The 15496-nt window shown below is 56.2% G+C and carries 16 protein-coding genes; 10 read left to right on the top strand and 6 right to left on the bottom strand.

Annotated features, from left to right (window positions below; translation table 11 throughout):
* Positions 1-2: 2 nt before the first annotated feature.
* The 3 genes from AC2FNB_RS10540 to AC2FNB_RS10530 all read right to left on the bottom strand — a co-directional run bounded on the left by AC2FNB_RS10540 (position 3) and on the right by AC2FNB_RS10530 (position 2598).
* On the bottom strand, positions 3-1580 hold the full coding sequence (locus AC2FNB_RS10540; protein ID WP_496746183.1) for a gamma-glutamyltransferase family protein: 1578 nt from the start codon (positions 1578-1580) through the stop codon (positions 3-5).
* Positions 1581-1776: 196 nt separating this feature from the next.
* Complete coding sequence (locus AC2FNB_RS10535) at positions 1777-2238, bottom strand: ATP-binding protein (RefSeq protein WP_496746181.1); 462 nt, start codon at positions 2236-2238, stop codon at positions 1777-1779.
* 15 nt (positions 2239-2253) lie between these two features.
* Positions 2254-2598: an STAS domain-containing protein gene (locus tag AC2FNB_RS10530; protein ID WP_480750324.1), complete on the bottom strand. Its 345-nt coding sequence runs from the start codon at positions 2596-2598 to the stop codon at positions 2254-2256.
* A 99-nt stretch (positions 2599-2697) separates the two neighbouring features.
* Between AC2FNB_RS10530 and AC2FNB_RS10525 the strand changes: the two genes are divergently transcribed.
* Both AC2FNB_RS10525 and AC2FNB_RS10520 read left to right on the top strand, forming a co-directional pair.
* A complete protein-coding gene (locus AC2FNB_RS10525) occupies positions 2698-3870 on the top strand; it encodes a thiolase family protein (RefSeq protein WP_496746180.1) in 1173 nt (390 codons plus the stop codon).
* 63 nt (positions 3871-3933) lie between these two features.
* Positions 3934-4389 carry a GAF domain-containing protein gene (locus AC2FNB_RS10520; RefSeq protein WP_480750320.1) on the top strand — a complete coding sequence of 152 codons (456 nt, stop codon included), beginning with the start codon at positions 3934-3936 and terminating at the stop codon, positions 4387-4389.
* 19 nt (positions 4390-4408) lie between these two features.
* On the opposite strand, the gene AC2FNB_RS10515 is transcribed toward AC2FNB_RS10520, so the two are convergent.
* Positions 4409-4816, bottom strand: a complete 408-nt coding sequence (locus AC2FNB_RS10515; RefSeq protein WP_496746179.1) for a DUF1294 domain-containing protein — start codon at positions 4814-4816, stop codon at positions 4409-4411.
* Between AC2FNB_RS10515 and AC2FNB_RS10510 the strand changes: the two genes are divergently transcribed.
* From AC2FNB_RS10510 to AC2FNB_RS10475, 8 genes are all read left to right on the top strand, one after another.
* Complete coding sequence (locus tag AC2FNB_RS10510) at positions 4805-5374, top strand: helix-turn-helix domain-containing protein (protein WP_480750317.1); 570 nt, start codon at positions 4805-4807, stop codon at positions 5372-5374. The two genes, AC2FNB_RS10515 and AC2FNB_RS10510, sit on opposite strands and share 12 nt — an antisense overlap.
* Positions 5374-5997, top strand: a complete 624-nt coding sequence (locus tag AC2FNB_RS10505) for a LysE family translocator (protein WP_480750315.1) — start codon at positions 5374-5376, stop codon at positions 5995-5997. The genes AC2FNB_RS10510 and AC2FNB_RS10505 overlap by 1 nt, the downstream gene beginning before the upstream one ends.
* 4 nt (positions 5998-6001) lie before the next feature.
* Positions 6002-6382 carry a GFA family protein gene (locus AC2FNB_RS10500; protein WP_496746176.1) on the top strand — a complete coding sequence of 127 codons (381 nt, stop codon included), beginning with the start codon at positions 6002-6004 and terminating at the stop codon, positions 6380-6382.
* 15 nt (positions 6383-6397) lie between these two features.
* On the top strand, positions 6398-8848 hold the full coding sequence (locus AC2FNB_RS10495; RefSeq protein ID WP_496746174.1) for a GcvT family protein: 2451 nt from the start codon (positions 6398-6400) through the stop codon (positions 8846-8848).
* Between the two features lie 38 nt (positions 8849-8886).
* Complete coding sequence (locus AC2FNB_RS10490) at positions 8887-9936, top strand: alcohol dehydrogenase catalytic domain-containing protein (RefSeq protein WP_480750312.1); 1050 nt, start codon at positions 8887-8889, stop codon at positions 9934-9936.
* Positions 9937-9947: 11 nt separating this feature from the next.
* On the top strand, positions 9948-10841 hold the full coding sequence (locus AC2FNB_RS10485) for a homocysteine S-methyltransferase family protein (RefSeq protein ID WP_480750311.1): 894 nt from the start codon (positions 9948-9950) through the stop codon (positions 10839-10841).
* A gap of 10 nt (positions 10842-10851) precedes the next feature.
* Positions 10852-11835 carry a GlxA family transcriptional regulator gene (locus AC2FNB_RS10480; RefSeq protein ID WP_496746171.1) on the top strand — a complete coding sequence of 328 codons (984 nt, stop codon included), beginning with the start codon at positions 10852-10854 and terminating at the stop codon, positions 11833-11835.
* A gap of 88 nt (positions 11836-11923) precedes the next feature.
* The gene (locus AC2FNB_RS10475) at positions 11924-14374 is read left to right on the top strand and encodes a GcvT family protein (RefSeq protein WP_496746169.1); all 2451 of its coding nucleotides are present in this window, start codon (positions 11924-11926) and stop codon (positions 14372-14374) included.
* A gap of 67 nt (positions 14375-14441) precedes the next feature.
* Here AC2FNB_RS10475 and AC2FNB_RS10470 read toward each other — a convergent pair whose 3' ends face one another.
* The gene (locus AC2FNB_RS10470) at positions 14442-14759 is read right to left on the bottom strand and encodes a DUF3775 domain-containing protein (protein ID WP_480750308.1); all 318 of its coding nucleotides are present in this window, start codon (positions 14757-14759) and stop codon (positions 14442-14444) included.
* A gap of 134 nt (positions 14760-14893) precedes the next feature.
* Positions 14894-15466 carry a DUF3833 family protein gene (locus AC2FNB_RS10465; RefSeq protein ID WP_496746167.1) on the bottom strand — a complete coding sequence of 191 codons (573 nt, stop codon included), beginning with the start codon at positions 15464-15466 and terminating at the stop codon, positions 14894-14896.
* Positions 15467-15496 lie beyond the last annotated feature (30 nt).

Here is a 15496-nt window from a genome sequence, read left to right as displayed (position 1 = left end):
CATCAGTATCCCAGTGCGCAACCGTCTTTTCGCGGATCGCTGGCGCCTTCCAGGACACCATCATCTCGAATTCGAATGGCCTGAGCACCCCCGAGCGGTGCTTCGGGCGTCTCGATCTTGTGCCCTAGATCGGTCAACTGTTGTTTCACTTCATTCGGATATCCACGTTCGATTTTTAGAACACCGCTGTCGGCAAATGCCCGAGGCGCTGCAATGGCCTCCTGCAAACCCATGCCGGCATCGGTGAGGTTTGTAACGAACCGGGCATGACCCGTTGGCTGATAGGCGCCGCCCATGACGCCGAATGGCATTGTTACCCGACCATTCTCGCGCAGCATTCCGGGGATGATGGTGTGCATAGGGTGTTTACCGCCGCCTAACTCGTTCGGATGGCCGGCGGTCAGATTGAAGCCAGCGCCTCTGTTTTGCAGCAATATGCCAAATTTGTCTGACGCAATGCCAGATCCGAAACTGTGATAGATCGAATAAATCAGTGACACGGCCATGCGGTCCCGATCCACGACGGTGATATACACCGTATCCTTGTGAATCGCCTCGGTCAGAGACTTCACCGGTGGTAATACTTTAGTGGCGTTGATCAGGCTCGCAAGTTTTGAGGCGGTTTCCGGGGCAAGCATATGTTCCAGCCGCTCAGTGCTATCCGGATCGGCAATGAAGCGGTTGCGTGCGTCATAGGCGAGTTTTGTTGCTTCGGCTTCGATATGCACGCGTTCGCAACCCAACGGGTTCATCGATGCCAGATCGAAATGGCTGAGGATGTTTAGCAGCAAAAGTGCCGTCGCCCCTTGGCCGTTTGGTGGGTGTTCAACTAGTTCGACGTCTTTATAGATGGTGCTTACGGAAGTTGTTTGGATGCAGCGAGTGTTGGCGAAATCTTCAAGCGTGTGTACTCCACCCAAAGCGTTGAGCGAGGAGACCATGTCTTCGGCAATTTCGCCGCTATAAAAGGCCTCTTTCCCGCCACGCGCGATTCGGCGCAAGACTTCGGCCTGTTGGGGAGCGCGAAACAACTGACCTATTACTGGGCTTTTTCCGCCGACCAAATAAAAGTGCCGACCAGCGCCTTGCAAGTTTCCGGATCCCAAACCCCAATCGAACGCGACTCTGGGTGCGACGGGAACTCCTGCCTCGGCATAGTGGATTGCCGGCTGTAGCAACCTGTCCAGGCCCAAGCGACCTTCGGTTTCCGAAAGGTGGCAGAACGCATCGACAGCACCGGGTACAGTCACAGCATGAGGGCTGTACAAAGGCATTGAACTATAGCCGCAATTGCGCAGATCTCGAGCGCTGGATGCATTTGCTGATCTGCCGGATCCGTTCAGGGCATGAACAACTGAGTTGCCCGAACGGTTGAACAAGACAAAGCAATCACCGCCGATCCCCGTCATTTGCGGTTCACAGATGCCTAAAAGAGTCGCTCCCGCTATTGCAGCGTCCATCGCATTGCCGCCAATTTTGAGAATGTCCAATGCGGCTTGCGTTGCGAGTGGATGAGACGTTGCACACATCCCTTCAGTTGCCAGAACTTCGGATCGCCCCGGCTGGTGAAAATCACGCATTTTTCGCCTCTTCCTGTCGAACGTGCGGAAGTTAGGCTGTGTTGGCAGAAAGTCCAATAACAGTTTTTAGGGGGGTGTTCCTCGGCGCCGCTCACTGGTGGGGGCTGTGACGCATGGCGCCGAGGGAAGCTATCTTGAGCTACATGATCAGGTTCGTCCAAGTTTGCGGCGGGACAATGTTGTGACCTTGACTTTATTATGGCGAAGGGTGGAAGTTTTGGGGCATATCAAAGCGTAAGGACAAGCGGTTATACCCTTGTTTGCGCTCGTACTTGATATCGTTGGCAATTTGGCGAATCAGAAACCAGCCAAACCCACCCTCGGGTAGTTCCTGCAGGCAGGTATCTACATCTGCGGGCTCTCCCAAGGGGACTTTGCCGCCGGGCAACGGATTCCCGGTATCGGAAACAAGGATATCCAGGCGATCCTGTGTTTGACGACAGTTTATTCGAACCTGAGCCGGCTCGACGCCAGCATATGCGTGTTCCACTACATTGTTGATTGCTTCGGTCAGGGCAATTCGAACCTCGCCTGCATGCTCTTCGGAAAGCCCAAGGGAACGAAAATGGGCAGCTAGCGCTGATATTCCGGCGCTGGCTTCGGTCTCGGTGGCAAGAAACGCCAGCTCAAAAAAATTTCCGTCGGACGCGCGCTTCAAAACGTTTGCCTCCGGCTATCGGGATACTGCTGCTTCTGCCAAGGCGCTGTCCAGGTTGGGAAAAAGGACAAAAACCGTATCCATGCGCGTCAAACGAAAGACCTTTTCTACCATCGGCGACAGTCCGACCAGATCCAGACGGCGTTCGCCCCCAAGTTGCTTCATTGAGGCCACAATGGCACCCAACCCGCTGGAATCTATAAATTCGACGGCAGTCAGATCAAGGATCACATACTCTGCGCCACTTTCCGTCTCGTTGCGCATATCTTCTTTGAACTGGATCGCCATCGCCGCATCAATACGATCCGCGTGCACGGTGATCACCTGAACGTTTCCCGCCGCAGTGCTGGTTAGCCCCATACCTGCCCCCTAAAAAGCGAAATCCTTGCGTAGAAATACGCTAGACGTCAAATCTTACCATTCGGTATTCAAGTCCCTGGATCAGGAGGAATATCTAAAATGAAGGCTGTTGTTATTACTGGGGCTGCACGGACACCTATGGGCGGGTTTCAGGGTATGTTTGGCGGCGTTTCCGCCGCCGATCTTGGGGGGGCTGCGATCCGCGCCGCTCTGCAAGGTGCGGGGGCATGTACAGTGGATGAGGTTCTGATGGGTTGCGTTTTGCCCGCTGGGCAAGGGCAGGCCCCGGCACGGCAAGCAGGCTTTGCTGGCGGTCTGGGCGAAGAGGTGCCCGCGACTACGCTCAACAAGATGTGCGGGTCGGGTATGAAGGCGGCCATGATGGCTTTTGACCGGATCGCGCTGGGACACGCCGATACAATGATCGCGGGTGGGATGGAAAGCATGACCAATGCACCATATCTTCTGCCCAAAATGCGTGGTGGTGCCCGGATTGGCCACGGACAGGTTGTGGATCACATGTTCCTTGATGGCCTCGAGGATGCCTATGACAAGGGCCGCCTGATGGGAACTTTCGCCGAGGATTGCGCTGAAACCTATCAGTTCACCCGTGAGGCGCAGGACGAATATGCGCTTCAATCCCTCTCCAACGCGCTAAAGGCCCAGGATAACGGGGCATTCAATGGCGAAATCACCGCCGTGACTGTGAAAACGCGCAATGGAGAAGTGATTTGCGACGCCGACGAACAGCCAAAATCCGCGCGTCCGGACAAGATACCCTCTCTGAAACCGGCCTTCCGCTCGGACGGTACTGTGACGGCTGCGAATTCATCGTCCATCTCTGATGGGGCTGCCGCACTGGTTCTGGCTTCTGCCGAGGCGGCCGAGGCTCAAGGCTTGGCCGTGCGGGCCCGTATTGTTGGGCATGCAAGCCATGCTCAGGCGCCGGGTCTTTTCACCACCGCACCCGTACCGGCTGCGAAGAAGCTTCTCGATCGCATCGGCTGGAACAAGGACGATGTTGATCTGTGGGAAGTCAACGAGGCTTTTGCCGTCGTTCCCATGGCCTTCATGAGAGAAATGGGCTTGCCGCGTGAAATCATAAACGTAAACGGCGGCGCCTGCGCCTTGGGGCACCCGATTGGGGCCTCGGGAGCACGCATAATCGTGACGCTTCTGAACGCGTTGGAGAAACGAAACCTCAAACGCGGGGTGGCAGCTATATGCATTGGTGGTGGTGAAGGCACGGCCATCGCCGTTGAGCGCATTTGACCATTCATCTTTTTCCAAATATTCCGGGGGCAACGCCCCCGGCATTGTTGAAAGAAAACAATCATGAACGCCGACTACGCCTCTCTTGCAAAAACCATCGCCGCCCTCACCGAAGGCGAAACCGATGAAGTGGCGCTGATGGCCACCGTCGCCTGTGAGGTGCATCATGCCGACGACCGCTTCGATTGGACGGGATTTTATCGTGTTACGGAACCTAAACTGCTCAAGATTGGCCCTTATCAGGGCGGCCATGGCTGTCTTGCCATTCCTTTCGATCGTGGCGTTTGCGGTGCCGCAGCGCGGACTGGAGAAGTGCTTATAGTTCCCGATGTAGATGCCTTCCCCGGGCATATTGCATGCGCATCTTCGACCCGGTCCGAGTTGGTTTTGCCGGTGCGCAACGGAAGCGGTGAAGTCATCGCGGTTTTTGATATCGACAGTGATCAGCCAGATGCGTTTACGACAAAAGATGCCGAGGCCCTGTCATCGATCCTGTCTCGGGTTTTTTCTCGTTCGTAAGTCACGCTGCCAACCAGTGTCAGGGAAAAAAAGGCGGCTTACCTTCGGTTAACCAGACATATCCCACCACCTGTGCGGCAACGATCGCAATCAGCCAAACTGTGAACCTACGTTTGCGGCTCTTGTGGCGGAAAACCCATCTTCCCAAAACCGCCCCAGGGCTACCACCGATCACCGCCAGCCATAACAGAGTGCGCTCGGAAATACGCTTGCGACGGCCTGCGCGCAATTTGTCCCAGCCGAAGGCCAGTAAGGTCAACAGGTTGACGGCCCATAGATACATCACTGCAATCCACATTAGGCGGACATAGCCAATCGGGCCCCGGCCATCAAATGAAAAATCTCTTGGAAATTTCACGAACCTGCGGCATCGTGAAAAAGTGAGTAGAAATTTCACGAGATTCGGAGCGGTTTTTTGAACACGCAAGCCCGTCACAGCGCCACACTCGGGGCCGATATCCGCGCCTTGCGCAAGGCGCGTGGCTTGACGCTGACCGAGATCGCGAGGCGTCTTAACCGTTCGGTTGGTTGGCTCAGCCAGGTAGAGCGCGACAAGTCCGAACCTTCGATCTCGGATCTGCGCCAGATTGCGGCATGTCTAGGCGTGCCGATGTCGATGCTTTTCGCCCATTCCGCGGCACTTAAAGACGAGCAGGGATATGTCGTCCGCGCCGGGTCGCGCCGCCCGATGGGTTCTGGTGAGGAAGGGCTGATCGAAGAACTGCTTTCTCCTGATCTGACAGATGACTTTGAAATGGTGCATTCGACCTTCCGGCCCCGTTCGCGGATGCAGACCCCAGCCAACCGGCCAACGCAGGAGGTCGGATATATGGTTTCGGGTCGGCTGGATCTGATTATCGGCAACCGCGCCTTTACCGTTGGTCCCGGCGACAGCTTCCGGATCAAACATGAACCCTATCAATGGGCCAATCCCTATGACGAACCCGCCGTGGCCGTCTGGGTCATCGCCCCACCGGTGTATTGATGAGTTTCGATGCTTGGACGGTATTTGCACTGTTCTGGGTGGTCTTTGTCACCACACCGGGGCCGAATGCGGTCAATTGCATCTCAAACGGAATGAGTCTGCCTTTCGTAAAGGCAATGCTTGGTGTGCTTGCAATCCTGACTCAGGCCAGTGCTTTTCTGATCCTGTCGGCGCTTGGAGTGACCGCGCTTATCGCGGCATCTCCGACCGGTTTTTTTGTCGCCAAACTGATCGGAGCCGGTTTTCTGATATGGCTAGGGGTGCGGGGCTGGATGACTGCCAAAACGCCCGTTCGCGCAGACGAACGCCCGGCTCGCCACGTCTATATACATGCGCTGGCAATTGCCACGATCAACCCAAAAAGCGTAGCGGGATACCTGGCGGCTTTTTCGCAGTTCGTTCAACCGGATGTACCGATCTGGCAGCAAATGGTGGTCATCGTACCCACTGCTCTGGCGATAACCACCCTCAGCTATACCGGCTTTACCCTGTTGGGCGCTCTGATGGGCAAGGCCGCCATTGGTGCCGTCTTTAACGTCTGGGTGCGCCGGATCATGGCCACCTGTTTCATCATCTATGGTGTGTTGCTGGGGACCAGTGCCGCGCCTGCAGCTAGAGGATAACGCAATGCAAACTGGCTCCTGCTTGTGCGGCTCGGTTTCCTTCAACATCGACGGAGAGCTTTCCCCGCCTTCGGTTTGCCATTGCAGTCAGTGCCGCAAGCAGTCAGGGCATGTCTGGGCATCGACCTCGACGCATCAAGATAACTTGACGTTCAGCATTTCCCACGCACTCGGCTGGTTCCGCGCATCGGATACCGCAAAACGCGGGTTCTGCAGTAAATGCGGTACGTTCCTCTTCTGGCAGCACAATGACGAGGACACGATTTCGATCTCGATGGGTGCGCTGGACGCGCCCACCGGGCTTGTCCTCGCGCGGCACATCTTTGTGGCCGACAAAGGGGATTATTACGACATCACGGACAACTTGCCTCAACAGGCGCAATGACAGGGACTTAGAACTATGAGTGATTTTCCGACGAAAGCCCGCGTGGTCATCATAGGTGGCGGTGTTGTGGGGGCCTCCTCGCTTTACCATCTGGCCAAGAAAGGTTGGACTGACTGCGTTCTGCTCGAAAAAAACGAGTTGACCGCCGGGTCTACATGGCATGCCGCCGGGAACGTACCGACGTTTTCGACCTCCTGGGCGATCATGAATATGCAACGCTACTCGACAGAGCTGTATTCGCGCTTGGGTGAAGAAGTCGATTATCCGATGAACTATCATGTAACTGGGTCTATCCGGTTGGCGCACAGCAAGGAGCGGATGCAGGAGTTCCAGCGCGCCGCTGCCATGGGTCGGTATCAGGGTATGGATATCGAGATCCTCAGCCCGGAAGAAACCAAGGCGCGGTATCCTTTCCTCGAAACCCATGACATTGTAGGCTCGCTCTATGATCCGCATGACGGTGACATCGATCCCGCTCAGCTGACGCAGGCGCTGGCCAAGGGCGCGCGCGACATGGGTGCAAGAATTTTGCGTTTCACCCCGGCCACTGGCGTTACGCAGAACAATGATGGCTCATGGATGGTGCACACTGAAAAAGGCGACATCGCTTGTGATTATGTGGTGAACGCCGCTGGTTACTATGCCCAGCGAGTGGGCGAGTGGTTCAAACCCTATGGCGGGCGCACTGTGCCCATGATGGTGATGAGCCACCAGTACCTGCTAAGTGAAGAGATTTCTGAGATCGAGGCCTATACAAAGGAGTCTGGGAAAAAGCTGCCGTTGCTGCGCGACGTGGATATCTCCTACTACCTGAGGCAGGAAAAGAACGGTTTCAACCTCGGTCCATATGAACCCAATTGCAAGGGGCACTGGATGTCTGAGGACGACCCGATGCCCGAAGACTTCTCGTTTCAGCTATGGAATGACGACCTTGACCGGATCGAGGATATCGTAACCGATGCAATGGAACGCGTTCCGGCGCTTGGCACGGCAGGTGTATCCCGTGTGATTAATGGCCCCATTCCATATGCTCCGGATGGCCTGCCGCTGATTGGCCCGATGCCGGGAGTCAAAAACGCCTTCGAGGCCTGCGTGTTCACCTTTGGCATCGCTCAAGGTGGCGGTGCTGGTAAGGTATTGGCCGAATGGATCGTCGATGGTCACACCGAATGGGACATGTGGGCCGTCGACCCACGTCGTTACACGGACTATACTGATCAGAACTACTGCAACCAGAAGGGCCTGGAAGTCTATGGCAACGAATACGCCATGCATTTCCCGTATCACGAATGGCCCGCTGGGCGTGACAAGAAACTCAGCCCGGTTCATGCAAGGGTGAAAGACCTTGGTGGTGTGATGGGGGCGTTCAACGGATGGGAACGCGCCAATTGGTTTGCGCAGCCGGGTGACGATATCTCACTTGAATCAACCCGCACTTGGGGACGCTCCGGCCCGTGGGCGCAACGCATCAAGGAAGAATGCGAGGCCGTGCGCGACTCTGTCGGGGTACTCGATCTTCCGGGGTTTTCCCGCTTCAATCTCGAAGGCACAGGTGCGGCGGACTACCTGCGGGGCTTGATCACAGGTGGCCTTCCGAAAGTCGGCCGGATGAACCTAGTCTATTTCTCGGATAGCCGGGGCCGCATTTTGACGGAAATGTCCTGTATGCGCCATTCCGAGGACCACTTCACCATGATCACCGCGGGTGCAGCCCAATGGCATGATTTCGAGTTGCTGAAAGGCAACTTGCCTGCGGGAGTCAGTCTGACCGACCATACTCGTGACTGGGGAACCATGATCGTGAGCGGCCCGAAAGCTCGGGACCTACTGGAGCAAATTGGGGCCAAAGCGGATCTGTCCATGGGTTGGCTGACGCATCAGGATGCAGTTTTGGCCGGGCAACCCTGCCGTCTGGTTCGTGTTTCCTTTGCTGGCGAATTGGGATGGGAGGTGCATTGCCTCAATGAGAACCAGCCCGCCATTTATGAGGCTATCCTTGGTGCGGGAGCCAAACCGTTTGGCATGTACGCTCTGAACTCGCTGCGCGTCGAAAAAGGGTACAGGGCGTGGAAAGGTGATCTGTCCACCGACTACTCGTTGCTCGAGGGAGGTCTTGAACGGTTCGTGAAACTCGACAAGCCACAGGACTTCGTTGGCAAGGCTGCAATCCAGAATGAAAAACAGCAAGGGGTAAGTAAAAGCTTCGTGACCCTGATCGTGGAAGCGGATGACGCAGATGCACCGTATATGTCCTGCATCTGGCACGACGGTCAGATCGTAGGGGAAACCACATCAGGGGCCTGGGGCTATCGAGTGAATGCCTCGATTGCCTTGGGTATGGTTCGCTCTGAACTTGCGGTGCCCGGGACCGAGCTTGAGGTGGAAATCTATGGCCAGAAATGCCGCGCCGTGGTTCAGGAAGACCAACCACTTTGGGACCCTGCCAACGAACGGTTGCGCGCCTGATGTGCTAATGTCGGCTCACCAAGACATAGGAGAGAATGATGACCCGGCGCATGCAAGGTATATATCTCACCCGGCACGGTGGGCCAGAGGCGTTGGAATGGCGCGATGATATATCTGTCCCGACCCCCGGGCCGGGACAGGTTCTTGTACGCGTCGCCGCAGCGGCGGTGAACAATACCGATATCAACACGAGGGTGGGTTGGTATTCTTCGAATGTAACCGGGGCCACCAACGAAGTGAACCAAGAAGTCGAGGAAGGTGGATGGGGAGGAGCGTTGAACTTTCCTCGCATTCAGGGCGGTGATCTATGCGGCATCGTCGAGGAAGTCGGTCCTGGTGCAGAGCGATTTCGCGCTGGGCAACGCGTTACATGCCCGGTCAACCTTCCGCGCCCCCGTCCCGGTGCGCCTTGGGGTTATATCGCGCTGGGTTCTGAAATAGACGGAGCATTTGCTGAATATTGCCTCGTCGAGTCTGATGACCTGTATGACGTCTCGGGCTCTCCGCTGACGGATGTCGAGATTGCGGCGATCCCATGTGCGTTCGGCACGGCGGAGAACTTGCTGACCCGCGCTGGCGTCACGGCGGGACATAAGGTCTTGGTCACCGGCGCATCAGGTGGTGTCGGCCTCGCCGCCGTGCAACTTGCTGCTCTTCGGGGTGCCACAGTATGTGGCGTGACCAGTCCGGCCAAGGCCCGCATTGTCAGGGACCAGGGCGCTGCAGAGACTCTCGACCGCGATAGCGCTTTGCCGAATGACACGTTCGAAGTGGTGATCGACGTTGTTGGTGGCCCTGCCTGGCCCGGACTAATTCTGTCCCTAAAACCGGGTGGGCACTATGCTGTATCGGGTGCGATCGCTGGGCCGATTGTCGAAGCGGATTTGCGCGACATCTATCTGCGCGACATCACCATTCATGGCTGCACGCATCAGGCGCCTGAAGTCTTTGGACGTCTCGTTTCGCTCATGAATGAAGGTCGGATTAGGCCGGTTGTTTCAAAAACCTATCCTCTGCGTGACATCCTCCAGGCGCAGGAGGAATTTCAATCCAAATCCCTTCCCGGAAAAATTGTTCTCATTCCATAAAGAGGTCAATCATGGCTGAAATAACGCTTCTGGACGGATCCATTGGTCAAGAACTGGTCAAGCGCAGCGGTAACCGGGCAACTCCGCTTTGGTCCACGCGTGTGATGATCGATCATCCGAACCTGGTAGGTGATGTGCATGCTGATTATTTCAGGCGCGGTGCGACTGTGGCGACAACCAACACATACGCAGTCCACCGTTCGCGTCTTGTCCGCGTCGGATTGGAGGATCAGATGCCGGCACTGATCAACACAGCTTTGACGCAGGCAGAACGTGCGCGCGATGTCACGGGCAGTCGTATAGCTGGTTCGCTGGGACCATTGCTGGCCTCATATCGCCCTGATCTGAACCCTGATCCTGCCGAGGCAGCAGAGAAGTTCAGAGAACTGGTGGTGCTTATGTCGAAACGTGTCGATCTTTTTCTGATCGAAACCGTATCTTCGGTTCAAGAGGCCGATGGTGCGCTACGCGGAACACATGAATGCGGAAAACCGGTCTGGCTGGCGCTCACAGTCATGGATGATGATGGCACCCGCCTGCGCTCAGGCGAACCACTGGGCAATATTGCCCCGCTGGTCGCGCGGTTCGACCCTGAAGCCGTCCTGATCAACTGTTCGCCTCCCGAGGCTATCGCGGCAGCGCTAGATATCCTCAAGACGATGGGAAAGCCATACGGGGCCTACGCCAACGGGTTTACCCGCATCTCTGAAGGATTCCTGAAAGATGAACCAACAGTGGATGCACTGGAACAGCGCCAGGACCTAGACCCGGCGGCCTATGCCGAACTCGCAATGGGCTGGATCGTGCAAGGCGCCACGATTGTCGGTGGTTGCTGTGAGGTCGGCCCGGATCATATCGAAGCACTAGCTCACCGCCTCCGCGCTGCGGGCCACAAGATTGCGTGAGGGCAGGCTTGTGACAGCCAGACCGGCAAGACGAAAAGACAATACGGTCCCCAAAAAATGGAAGATCGACATCGTCGTTGCGGACGGCTTTGTATTGATCGAAGTGGCGGGGATTGTCGACGTCATAAGAATTGCTAATCGCGTTTGCCCGCAACCTCCATTTCAATGGGCCTATAGATCACTGGATGGCGGTGTCGTGCGCAGTCGATCCGATGCGTTTGTCGAGACGACGCCGATCCCAACCCAGCCAGATGCCGACTATGTTTTCGTCATCGGAAACTCCGATCCGGACAATCCCGCGCTTTCTCTGACACGGGTGATTTCGGGTTACACATATCGTGGAGCGCAGGTCTTTCTTCTGGCGGAGGCCGCAAGCCGGTATATCAAGGACAAAGGGGCGCAGGATCACGCGACCCACTGGGAGAACGCATCGTTTTTGAGCGAACGTGGCAGCGGGTTTGTCGCCAAGTATTCCATCGCCACCGAACATGGGCCCGTTGTCACCTGCGCTGGTATGGGGTCGACCGTGGATATCGCCTTGGCCTTGATTGGTCGCCATGTTTCGGGAGCGGCCAAAATGACGGTCGCGAACGTGATGCTGCACGAACATATTCGCGACTTCGGCTCGATGCAGCCATATTCCGGTGTCCGGACGAGCGAAACAGGTGACAGTAAACTGGATCAGGCTCTGGAGATCATGCAAGCCAATATCGAAGAACCGGTACCGATCAACGAAATTGTTGCTGCGCTGGACCTGTCGAACCGATCTCTTGAACGCAAGTTCAGAACCTATTTGGGGGCGACACCGAACGGGTACTACAGGGAATTGCGTCTTGCCAAGGCCAACAATCTGCTGCTGAACACGACGATGAGCATCCATGAAATCGGGCTGGCTTGTGGGTTCCCCAACGGTTTTTCGGCGGTCTACAAAAGCGTTTTTGGCATTACGCCCTTTGCCATGCGCAGCAAACGGCGCGCTGGCGAAGCAGGGTGATTTTCCCGATTGTTCTGACGTTTTTGGTGGATTTCTTGCCGTCTTTAAATGGCAAGATGCGGTTAAATCAGAATCGGAGTCTTTGAAAATGGCTGACCTTCCCAACAAGGCCCGCGTGGTCATCATCGGTGGTGGTGTGATCGGATGTTCGGTGGCCTATCACCTGACCAAGATAGGCTGGAAGGACGTCGTACTGCTGGAACGCAAGCAGTTGACGTCCGGAACAACTTGGCACGCGGCCGGCCTGATTGCACAGCTGCGCCCGTCGTCGAACATGACCAAGTTGGCCAAATATACGCAGGAACTTTATGGCAGGATCAGCGAAGAAACCGGGGTGGAAACCGGGTTCCGGCGCACAGGATCGATTAACGTGGCCCTGACCAAAGAGCGCCGCGAAGAACTGTTCCGCACGGCGGCTATGGCACGGGCATTCGGCGTTGAAGTGCATGAACTGACCACGGCAGAGGTCAAGGCGAAATACGAATACCTCAACACCGATGACGTGACCGGGGGTGTTTTTCTTCCGCTGGACGGGCAAGGCGATCCGGCCAATATCGCGTTGGCGATGGCCAAGGGCGCACGTCAGAATGGGGCGTTGATCAAGGAGCGCGTCAAGGTAACCGGTATCAAACGGCACAACCGCCGCGTGACCGGAGTGGACTGGGCATCGGATGATGGTACGGAGCAGGGTCACATCGAATGTGATCACATTGTCAACTGTGCTGGTATGTGGGGTCGTGAAGTTGGCAAAATGGCCGGTGTGAACGTTCCGCTGCATGCCTGTGAACATTTCTATATCGTGACCGAAGCGATTCCGGGTCTTAAACAGATGCCTGTGCTGAGGGTGGCGGATGAATGCGCCTATTACAAGGAAGACGCAGGCAAGATCCTTTTGGGCGCGTTTGAACCAAAGTCCAAACCCTGGGGTATGGACGGCATTCCCGACAGCTTTGAGTTCGACCAGCTTCCCGAAGACTTCGACCATTTCGAGCCGATCCTGGAAGCGGCCTGTAACCGGATGCCGATGCTGGCCGAGGCAGGCATCCATACTTTCTTCAACGGTCCGGAATCCTTTACCCCCGATGATGCTTACCACTTGGGCCTTGCGCCCGAGATGGACAATGTCTGGGTCGCCGCCGGTTTCAACTCTATTGGTATCCAGTCGGCGGGCGGCGCGGGCATGGCATTGGCGCAGTGGATGGAAGATGGTGAAAAACCGTTTGATCTGGGCGATGTGGATATCGGGCGAATGCACCCGTTCCAGGGCAACAAGCACTATCTCTTCGAGCGCTCCAAGGAAACGTTGGGACTGCTTTATGCCGATCACTTCCCCTATCGTCAGATGGCGACGGCTCGAGGGGTGCGGCGCACGCCGTTTCATCATCACCTCAAGGAACAAGGCGCCGTTTTCGGCGAAATCGGCGGATGGGAGCGCGCCAACTGGTTCGCGAAAGAAGGGCAGGAACGCGAATACCGGTATAGCTGGAAGCGGCAGAACTGGTTTGAGAACTCGGCGGCTGAACATCGTGCGGTGCGCGAGAACGTGGGCATGTATGACATGACCTCGTTCGGAAAACTGCGGGTCGAGGGGCCGGACGCCGAGGCGTTTCTGAACAATATCTGCGGCGCGAACTTGAGCGTACCGGTCGGCAAGATCGTCTATACCCAATTCCTCAACACTCGTGGTGGGATCGAGGCGGATGTGACGATCACTCGCCTGTCAGAAACAGCCTTTCTGGTTGTGACCCCGGCTGTAACCCGGTTGGCCGATGAAACGCGTATGCGCCGCCTAGTGGGGGATCACCGCTTGGTCATCACCGATGTCACCAGCACCGAAGGCGTGCTGGCGGTCATGGGGCCGAATTCGCGCGAGTTGCTGAAAAAAGTTTCGCCCAACGACTTTTCCAACGCGGTCAATCCGTTCGGAACCGCGCAACAGATCGAGATCGGTATGGGGATCGCCCGCGCGCACCGGGTTTCTTATGTGGGCGAACTGGGGTGGGAGCTTTATATTCCGACGGAATTTTCGGGTCACGTGTTCGAAACCTTGTGGGAGGCGGGTGAAGATTTGGGCCTGAAACTGTGCGGCATGCACATGATGGACAGCTGCCGCATCGAAAAGGCGTTCCGCCATTTCGGCCACGACATTACCTGCGAAGACAACGTGATCGATGCGGGGCTGGGGTTTGCGGTCGATCTGTCGAAACCTGATTTCATAGGCAAGGCAGCAGTGGCCGAGCGCAAGGAGAGCGGACCGAATTTCCTTATGGTGCAATTTAAACTGACCGATCCCGAGCCTCTTCTGTTCCACAACGAACCTATCGTGCGGGATGGCGAATATATTGGCTATCTGAGTTCGGGTAACTATGGTCACGCACTGGGTGCGGCCATCGGTATGGGCTATGTGCCCTGCCGCGGTGAAAAGGCGGCGGATATTCTCGCCTCGACATACGAGATCGACGTGTGCGGGACCAAGGTCAAGGCCGAGGCTTCGCTCAAGCCGATGTATGATCCCAAATCCGAGCGTGTGAAAGCCTGATCAAACAGAAATTCGAACAACAAAGCCGGGGTTTATGCCCCGGCTATTGCGTGTTCCTAGGTAGTGGTTACATCAGGTCATTTTCCACATCCTCTGCGGAAATACCCAACGCATCCAACCCATTTTCAAGGTGGTCCGACAGATGTGGGGTGCCGATCAGGTAGTCGGCGCATGGTGTAGAAGCTTCAGCCCTGGCAGTCGCGACAGCCTCTGCCAGATCTTCAGCAAAAAAACTCTCGCGACCGATCCACATGATCGCGACCAGCTCGGCCTGTTCATCCTCGCTCATCCGGTCGATAAATGCGCGCAATTCGCCTTCAGCGCGCCCCAATTCCCGCCCCATCAGGGCTACTTGCGCCACTTTTCTGGGCGAAATCTCCAGCATTTTCCGTACTCCTCTGTCCGCTTGGTTGTGTCCATCACAATCAAACCAAGGGCATCCCGTCTTTGATCTTAAGCAAACAGGGGGGCACGGCTTCACTGTGCGTCTGTTATGGCGGACACCTCAGATTAGGCCGTTTAACCTTGTGTCGCCTCATTCACCGGACGCATGACCGCAATCATTTCGGCCACTTTAAAGCCGAATTTACGGAATTGCGACCGGTTCATGAGTGCGCCGCTCGGAGTCAAATACATCCAGTCCACAACATCCAGCACATGCCCCCCAGCGTTATCGGTTAGGCGTATGCGGTATTTCAAATGCGCTGCCGAACCTTTTTGCACGCCGCGACCTGTGCCAAGCAAATCATCGGCAGAGGCTATGATTTCTCCATTTTTGCCGAGGGTCAGGTTCCACACACGTGTAAGCGCATTTCCGGTGTCAAAAAGAAATCGTTCTTCCAGCCGGCCATTGTCGCCCTGCCATTCTGCATGAAAGTCACCGGTGAACCGTGAAACCACACGTCCCATAGGGCCATAAATCACGCCCTCGCAAGCTATAGGACCATTCAGGATCCTTCGAATGTCAATTTGTTTGAAATCCTGATCATAGTCGTCGGGCCGCTGAGCGGTAAAACTCCAACGTCGCCGCACCATGAGACCTGCCAAAACTACGGAAACCACGCCAAGCAAGAACATCAATAGTGAGGCCATATTTCAACTATCCCATCTCGCGCCCTTGGG

The organism is Ruegeria sp. BHSB058, from assembly GCF_059613285.1.
The sequence above is the reverse complement of the archived record's forward strand: the minus strand, read 5'-3'. Positions and strand labels throughout refer to the sequence as shown.

Bases quoted from the DNA above. Each gene is read 5' to 3' on its own strand.
- AC2FNB_RS10490 (WP_480750312.1), top strand. From the start codon at position 8,887: ATGACCCGGCGCATGCAAGGTATATATCTCACCCGGCACGGTGGGCCA.
- AC2FNB_RS10525 (WP_496746180.1), top strand. From the start codon at position 2,698: ATGAAGGCTGTTGTTATTACTGGGGCTGCACGGACACCTATGGGCGGG.
- AC2FNB_RS10465 (WP_496746167.1), bottom strand. From the start codon at position 15,466: ATGGCCTCACTATTGATGTTCTTGCTTGGCGTGGTTTCCGTAGTTTTG.
- AC2FNB_RS10540 (WP_496746183.1), bottom strand. From the start codon at position 1,580: ATGCGTGATTTTCACCAGCCGGGGCGATCCGAAGTTCTGGCAACTGAA.
- AC2FNB_RS10530 (WP_480750324.1), bottom strand. From the start codon at position 2,598: ATGGGGCTAACCAGCACTGCGGCGGGAAACGTTCAGGTGATCACCGTG.
- AC2FNB_RS10495 (WP_496746174.1), top strand. From the start codon at position 6,398: ATGAGTGATTTTCCGACGAAAGCCCGCGTGGTCATCATAGGTGGCGGT.
- AC2FNB_RS10520 (WP_480750320.1), top strand. From the start codon at position 3,934: ATGAACGCCGACTACGCCTCTCTTGCAAAAACCATCGCCGCCCTCACC.
- AC2FNB_RS10505 (WP_480750315.1), top strand. From the start codon at position 5,374: ATGAGTTTCGATGCTTGGACGGTATTTGCACTGTTCTGGGTGGTCTTT.
- AC2FNB_RS10485 (WP_480750311.1), top strand. From the start codon at position 9,948: ATGGCTGAAATAACGCTTCTGGACGGATCCATTGGTCAAGAACTGGTC.
- AC2FNB_RS10500 (WP_496746176.1), top strand. From the start codon at position 6,002: ATGCAAACTGGCTCCTGCTTGTGCGGCTCGGTTTCCTTCAACATCGAC.
- AC2FNB_RS10475 (WP_496746169.1), top strand. From the start codon at position 11,924: ATGGCTGACCTTCCCAACAAGGCCCGCGTGGTCATCATCGGTGGTGGT.
- AC2FNB_RS10470 (WP_480750308.1), bottom strand. From the start codon at position 14,759: ATGCTGGAGATTTCGCCCAGAAAAGTGGCGCAAGTAGCCCTGATGGGG.